General features: G+C 71.6%; 8 protein-coding genes and 1 pseudogene. 2 read left to right on the forward strand and 7 right to left on the reverse strand.

The genetic code is table 11. The annotated features are described in order from the left end of the window. Positions 1–106: 106 nt before the first annotated feature. The 3 genes from AC1D15_RS14985 to AC1D15_RS14995 form a co-directional block, all read right to left on the reverse strand. Entirely contained in the window at positions 107–1,030 is a 924-nt protein-coding gene (locus AC1D15_RS14985; RefSeq protein WP_477826603.1) for an NAD(P)-dependent methylenetetrahydromethanopterin dehydrogenase, read from the reverse strand. Positions 1,031–1,040: 10 nt separating this feature from the next. After that, positions 1,041–2,039: a beta-ribofuranosylaminobenzene 5'-phosphate synthase family protein gene (locus AC1D15_RS14990; RefSeq protein ID WP_477826604.1), complete on the reverse strand. Its 999-nt coding sequence runs from the start codon at positions 2,037–2,039 to the stop codon at positions 1,041–1,043. Positions 2,040–2,154: 115 nt separating this feature from the next. Beyond that, positions 2,155–2,544: a 4a-hydroxytetrahydrobiopterin dehydratase gene (locus AC1D15_RS14995; protein ID WP_047502322.1), complete on the reverse strand. Its 390-nt coding sequence runs from the start codon at positions 2,542–2,544 to the stop codon at positions 2,155–2,157. Positions 2,545–2,626: 82 nt separating this feature from the next. Between AC1D15_RS14995 and AC1D15_RS15000 the strand changes: the two genes are divergently transcribed. Beyond that, positions 2,627–3,373, forward strand: a complete 747-nt coding sequence (locus tag AC1D15_RS15000; protein ID WP_477826605.1) for a pentapeptide repeat-containing protein — start codon at positions 2,627–2,629, stop codon at positions 3,371–3,373. On the opposite strand, the gene AC1D15_RS15005 is transcribed toward AC1D15_RS15000, so the two are convergent. Next, entirely contained in the window at positions 3,374–3,664 is a 291-nt protein-coding gene (locus tag AC1D15_RS15005; protein ID WP_477826606.1) for a hypothetical protein, read from the reverse strand. 116 nt (positions 3,665–3,780) lie between these two features. Here AC1D15_RS15005 and AC1D15_RS15010 point away from each other — a divergent pair, with 116 nt between their 5' ends. Next, on the forward strand, positions 3,781–4,335 hold the full coding sequence (locus AC1D15_RS15010) for a flavodoxin family protein (RefSeq protein ID WP_465112228.1): 555 nt from the start codon (positions 3,781–3,783) through the stop codon (positions 4,333–4,335). Here the strand turns inward: AC1D15_RS15010 and AC1D15_RS15015 are convergent. The 3 genes and pseudogenes from AC1D15_RS15015 to AC1D15_RS15025 form a co-directional block, all read right to left on the reverse strand. After that, positions 4,278–5,285 carry a vWA domain-containing protein gene (locus AC1D15_RS15015; protein WP_477826607.1) on the reverse strand — a complete coding sequence of 336 codons (1,008 nt, stop codon included), beginning with the start codon at positions 5,283–5,285 and terminating at the stop codon, positions 4,278–4,280. The two genes, AC1D15_RS15010 and AC1D15_RS15015, sit on opposite strands and share 58 nt — an antisense overlap. Then, complete coding sequence (locus AC1D15_RS15020) at positions 5,282–5,830, reverse strand: MxaK protein (protein ID WP_465112230.1); 549 nt, start codon at positions 5,828–5,830, stop codon at positions 5,282–5,284. The genes AC1D15_RS15015 and AC1D15_RS15020 overlap by 4 nt, the downstream gene beginning before the upstream one ends. Further along, positions 5,821–6,121: pseudogene (locus tag AC1D15_RS15025) on the reverse strand (vWA domain-containing protein); the annotation flags it as partial. The pseudogene AC1D15_RS15025 and the gene AC1D15_RS15020, both read right to left, overlap by 10 nt.

The following is a 6,121-nucleotide window of genomic DNA, read 5'->3' on the forward strand; positions in this document are numbered from 1 at the left end:
CCGAACAGGTCGAGTGCGACCACGTCGAAGCCGTCGCGCACGGCGGCCTCGGCCATCATGCGGGCGGACAGCGCCGCGACGGCGATCACGCCGGCGGATGGGCGATTCAAACCGCTTCGCCGGCCGCGCGCTCCGCGAGGAACGCGCGCGCGGTGGCGAACGCCTCCGGAAAGCCGAGCACCAGCGCCTTCTTGTCGGATTCGCGCATCTGCACCAGCAGGCGGTGCTGCGTCTGGTACTTCACGTTGCCCACCGCGAGCGCGCCGATGCCCACGGCAGAGCTGCCGGCCAGCGGCTTGCCGTCGTCCATCACGCCGACGCCGGCGATGCCTTCCGGCGGCACGGCATTGACGTCGGCCGCCACCTTGAGCCGCTTCGCTGCCTTCAGGTCCTCGGGCGAGACCACCTGCACGCCGGCCGCGGCGCAGGYCAGCACCACGTCGGCATCGGCGAGCGAGGCGCGCACCGCCGCATGGTCGGCACCCGACACGCCGTGCAGCGCGACCTGGAAGCGCGTGCCGGTCTCCTGCGCGGCGGCCTCGGCCGCGGCGGCGCCGCTGCGGCTGGACAGCGACACCCGCGCGCCCGCCTGCGCGGCGATCACGCCGGCGATGCGGCCCACCGGGCCGAGCCCGCCGAGCACCACCAGGCGCAGGCCGGTGAGGCCGTGGCCGTGCTGCTTCTGCAACGCGGCCTCGGTGCAGGCCACCATCGCCGCGGCGGTGGTGTAGGCGCCGCYCGGGTCGGCCATCACCGACACGACGAAGGGCTTGACCATCGAGGCCCGGGCGCGCTCCAGCATGTCGGCCGCGAGCATCGCGTTGCGTCCGCCGATGAACAGCCCGGTGCGTGCCACGCCCTTCGGGCCGCGCGAGAAGATCGCGTCCTGCGTCAGCGCGGTGATGTCGTCGAGCGTCGCGTCGCAGTACGGCGCGATCACCTGGTAGCCGGCGTCGGCGGCCATGTTGACGTCGAACGGGCTCATCTGCCGGCCCGGCGTGAACATGTGGAGGATGTAGGGGCGTTCCATGGTGCGCTCTTCAATGGGGTTCGCAGGCGTGCTCGGAGAGCAGCGCGCCACGGTTGAGGCCGGCGACGATGCTCACCGTGACGCCGGGTTCGAGCAGGCGATCGGCCCGCAGCGTGTACAGGGCGGCCTCGGCCGCGGCCTGCGACGGCAGGATCGCGAAGCCCGTCGGCCCCCACGAGCTCTGGCCGATGGCCGCCCCGTCGATCGACTGCACGACGCGGCCCACCGCCGCGCTGGTGTACGCGCCGCCCTGCGCCGGCGCGAAGTGCTCGCCGAGCAGTTGCTGCACGCGGTTGATGCCGGCCGCGAACGGGGCGAACTCGCTGCTGGCCGCGCCGGGCAGCACGCGCATCAGCACCTGGTGGCAGATGTCGGCCGACAGCGATTGCGGCAGCGGCTGCAGCGTCGCGATGGCCTGTTTCTCCTGCGGGCCGGACAGGCCGCGGTGGCGCTCGTCCTGGACCACCAGCACGCGCCAGGCGGCCGGGAACGCGATGCGCGACAGCAGCGGTGCCGGCATGCCGTCGGCGCCCGGGCCGCCATCGACCAGCAGGCCGCCCTGGTCGAAGCCGGCGATGCCGATGCCCGAGCGCAGGCCGCGGGCGAGCCAGTGCGCGAGCGTCACGCTGCTCAGAGCCAGGCCATGCCACTGCGCGAACACGCGCCCGATCGCCAGCGCGAGCTGCGTGCCCGAGCCGAAGCCGGCATGCGGCGGCAGCACGCGCGACAGCTGCAGGCGCAGCGGCGTGCGCAGGCCGGTGTGCTCGCGCAGGGTGTGCAGGAAGCGGCTCGCGCGGTCGATCTCGGCCTCGGCGGCGGTATCGGCGGCCAGCACCTCGTCGGCGGATGCGGCGCTCAACTCGAGCTCGGTCGCGATGCCGTCGATCACCAGCCCCAGGCTGCCGAAGCGGCGGCCCAGCGTGCCCGCCGGGTCGAGGAACCCGAGGTGCAGGCGGCCCGGCGCGCGAAGCTTCAGCAGGCGGTGGTGGTCGGTGGCAGAGGCAGGCATTGAAGACTGGCTAAGCAATCCCCGTTCCGCTGGGGTTTACCCCGGAAAGCGGGTCTGGAAGGCGTGCGGGAGCCTGGGCTTGTTCCGCCCGGGTGACACAGTGTCATGCGCGGCTTCAGTCGTACTTGATGTACTTGAAGCGCGGATCGTCGGGCGTGCCTTCCAGGGCCGAGCCTTCCACCGCGCCGGGCTGCCACATCACCACCTCCTCGATCTTCGCGGCGAGCGCGAAGTCCTTGTCGGTGATGCCCTTGGCCGCGTGGTTCATCAGCTTGACGGTGACGAAGGCGAACGAGACCGTGAGGTCCGGGTGGTGCCAGGCGGCTTCGGCGAGGTGGCCGACGGTGTTCACCACCATCAGCGTGCCTTTCCAGCCGCCGGTCTTGTACTTGCGGCGGATCCAGCCGTCCTCGAAGGTCCACTTCGGCAGCTCGGCCTTCAGCCGGGCCTCGATCTCTTCGGGCGGGTAGGTCTCGTCGGGGGTCTTCTTGCGCCACTGGGTCATGTCGATCTCCTTGGGCAGGGTTGCCGGCCTTGATCTTTGGCGCGGCACCGCCCAGCATCATCGTTCCACCGGAGCAAACACTGTGCGCAGAAGGGTCTGGAACATCGCGATCGCGTCCGTGCTGCTCGGCATGGGCAGCCGGCGCGTGGGGGCTGCACAGCTCAGCGTCGAGCAGGTGCGCGAGCGGCTGGCCGCGGCGCCGGGGCCGGCCGAGCTGTCGGGGCTCGACCTGTCAGACCTCGACCTGAGCCGCCTCGATTTCCGGCGGGCGAGGCTGGTGGGGGCCAGCCTGTTCGCATCGAAGCTCGTGCTGAGCAAGTTCAACGGTGCCGACCTGACGCGAGCGAACCTCAACGGCGCGTGGCTGATGGGCACCGACTTCAGCGGCGCGACGCTCGCGGGCGCCAGCCTGCTCAGCGTGGTGGTGCTGGGCGGCGCGGTGAAGGCGCCGCCGATCTTCGAGGGCGCCGACCTGAGCGGGGCGCGCGTCATTGCCGACTTTCCGGGCGCGAACCTGCGGCGCGCGAAGCTGGTCAAGACCAACCTCGGCGTCAACATCAAGAACCAGGGCATGGGGCAGATGCGCACCGACCTGTCGGGCGCGGACCTGGGCGAGGCCGACCTGGAAGGGGCCGATCTCAACCGGTCGATGATGTCGTTCGCGAAGCTCGTCAACGCCAACCTGCGCGGCGTGAACTTCTTCAACGCGAAGATGGCGGGGGCCGACCTGAGCGGCGCGGATGTCAGCGGCGCGGATTTCACCGATGCCGTGCTGGACGGCATCGTGCTGACGGGCGCGAAGGGGCTCGCGAGCGCGAAGGGCCTGTAGTCAACCCTTTCGCTTCGTCGAGTTCGCCGCCAGCTTCGCCGCCTCGTCGTCCGGCGGCAGCAGCGAGGTCAGCGTCCCCGGCGGCAGGTTGCGCAGCTGTGCGGCATCCAGCTTGYCGATGAACTTCCAGCCTGCCGGCAGCTTGATGAAGGCGAACGCGGTGACCGGGTCGACGAACACGTCGTACTCGTTGACGACGACGGCGGCGTCGGTGGTCTGGGCCTTGGCCGGCGAGCCGATCAGGGCTCCCAGCATCAGTGCAAGGCAGGACAGGTGGCGAACAGCGGACATCGAGAACTCCAGGACATATCGGATGAGGAGGCCATTGTCCCCGCGCCATGCGTCAGCCTGACTTCATGGAACACTGCGTGCGTTTCATTCGTTGCCACCCACCACCCACGCCACCGATGTCCCACTTCCTGTTCCTCGTCGCCTCCACCCGCGAGCCCGGCCACGTCGGCAACACCGAATGGCTGGCCCGCCGTGCGGCCGCCGGCCTGCCGGCCGACGCCACCCAGACCTGGCTGCACCTGGCGCAATTGCCGATGCAGCCCTTCACCGACCAGCGCCACACCGCCGGCACCTACCCGTGGCCCGAAGACGGCCTGCGCACGCTGCTCGACGCGACGATGGCCTGCACCGACCTCGTGCTGGTCGCGCCCGTCTACTGGTACAGCTTCCCGAGCTCGCTGAAGACCTACCTCGACCATTGGAGCGCGTGGATGCGGGTCGACGGCCTGCCGTTCAAGGCCGAGATGGCGAAGAAGCGCATGCACCTGATCACGACCAGCGGCAACCGCGCCAAGGCCCAGCCGATGATCGACTCCACCCAGCTGTGCGCCGAGTTCCTCGCGATGCCGTTCGCCGGCCTGCTGTGGGGCAAGGGCGGCCCGCCCGACGCGGTTCAGTCCGATGCCGAAGCCGGCGCGGCGGCCGACCGCTTCTTCCGCCCCGCCACCTGACGCAGCCTCTGCAGCACCGGCCACGCACTGCGCGCCAGCAGCAGCACGAAGGCCAGTGCCGCCAGCGCGACCCGCGCATCGGCGCGCGCCACCACCGGCCGCGCGAGCGCCGGTGCCGACAGCTCGTCCGACAGCMCCTGCGCCGCCTGCAGCCGATGGAAGCGCAGGCCGCGCTCGCTCGCCAGCAGCCGCAGGTAGCCCTCGCGCAGCGCCGACAGGTGCTCGCGCCCCGGTGTCGCCCCCAGGCCCGAGGCCGGCGGGCCGGCACCGTCGTCGGCCAGCTTCTCGCCGTTGACGCTGGCGCTGCGGCCCTGGCTGCGCAGGTCGGTCTGCATCACCTCGTCGGCGCGCCAGACGCCCAGCGGCCGGCCCAGCGGGTCGGTCTTCGGGATCGGCGAGGGCAGCAGGTCGCCGACGCCGACGATCAGCCCCGGCACCTCGCCCGGCTTGTCGTCGAAGGCCGGTCGGTACAGCGGGTTCAGCGGCGGCGCTTCCTGCCCGTCGGTGATGAACACCAGCGAAGGCTTGCCGGGCAGGTCGCGCGCGATGCCGAGCGCGCTGTGCAGGCCCTTCGAGATCTCGCTGTTGCCCGACCAGGCCATGCGGCCGTCGATGCGCGCAAGCGTGCTGCGCAGCTCGCCCAGGTTCGCGCACACCTCCACCGGCGCCAGCAGCAGGAACGAGCGGTACTCGGTGAACACCGCCCAGCCCACCTTCGACCCGCAGGGCAGCGCGAGCAGGCTCTCGCGCAGCGCATGCTTCGCGAACGCGAGGCGCGACGCCGGCTTGCCGTCCAGCAGTTCATCCGTCACGTTCATGCTCTGCGTGATGTCGAGCACCACCACGTGCTCGAACAGCCGGCGCTCGATGCGCACGCCCGGGTCCAGGAAGGTGGCGGCCAGCGCGAGCGCGGCCAGTGCCGGCAGCGCGTCGAACGCCTTGATCTTCATGGCAGGCCCGGCGAGTAGCCGCGCATCGTCGTGACGGCGCGTTCGGCGTCGCGCCGGCCGTCGGCCGGTTCGACCAGCGATTCGTCGGGGTCGGGCAGCAGGCGCTGGGCCCGCTCCAGGTTGTAGCGGGCGTCCCATTGCCCGGGGTCGTTGCGCAGTACCTCGCGGTAGCCCTCCTTGGCCAGCTCCAGCAGCGGGATCGCGAGACCCGGCTGCGTGCCGGCGCGCGCGACCAGCGCCTGGCGCACCAGCAGGTTCGCGCTGTTGAAGCGCGCCGCCTGGCCGAGCGCCGAATCGCCCTGCAAGGCGCGGTAGCGCTTCAGCGCGTCGTCGGCCGCACCGCTGGCAGCCTGCGCATGGGCCAGCGCGAACTGCAGCTCGGCGGGCGGCGTGCCGCCCACGGCCACCGGCGGCTCGGCGGCAATCGCCGCGTTCCACCGCTGCAGACGCCACAGGTGCACGCCGTCGACCAGCGCCGCCAGCGCCGCGAAGGCCAGCACCGCGATCACGGTGCGCGTGCGCCGCTGCGGGGTCATCAGGCCCATCGCCTGATCTCCAGCGCCTGTGCGCCCAGCAACAGCAGCACGCACAGCAGCGCGATGCCGTGGGCATAGGGCGACAGCTCGCGCCGCGGCACGGTGTCGAGGTAGGTGATCGGCAGGTTCTCCAGCCGGTTCACGTCGTCGATCGCGGCCTGCAAGGCCTTGTCGTTGTCGGCTTCATAGGCGCGGTACGGCGTGCCCAGCGACTGGAAGAAGCGGTGCAGCTGGTGTTCGGGCACGGTGTCGGCGGCGCCCAGCGGGTCGCCGGCCTCGGCGTTCAGCCCGGGGCTGTTG

This window comes from Rhizobacter sp. P2_H2 (assembly GCF_056403375.1).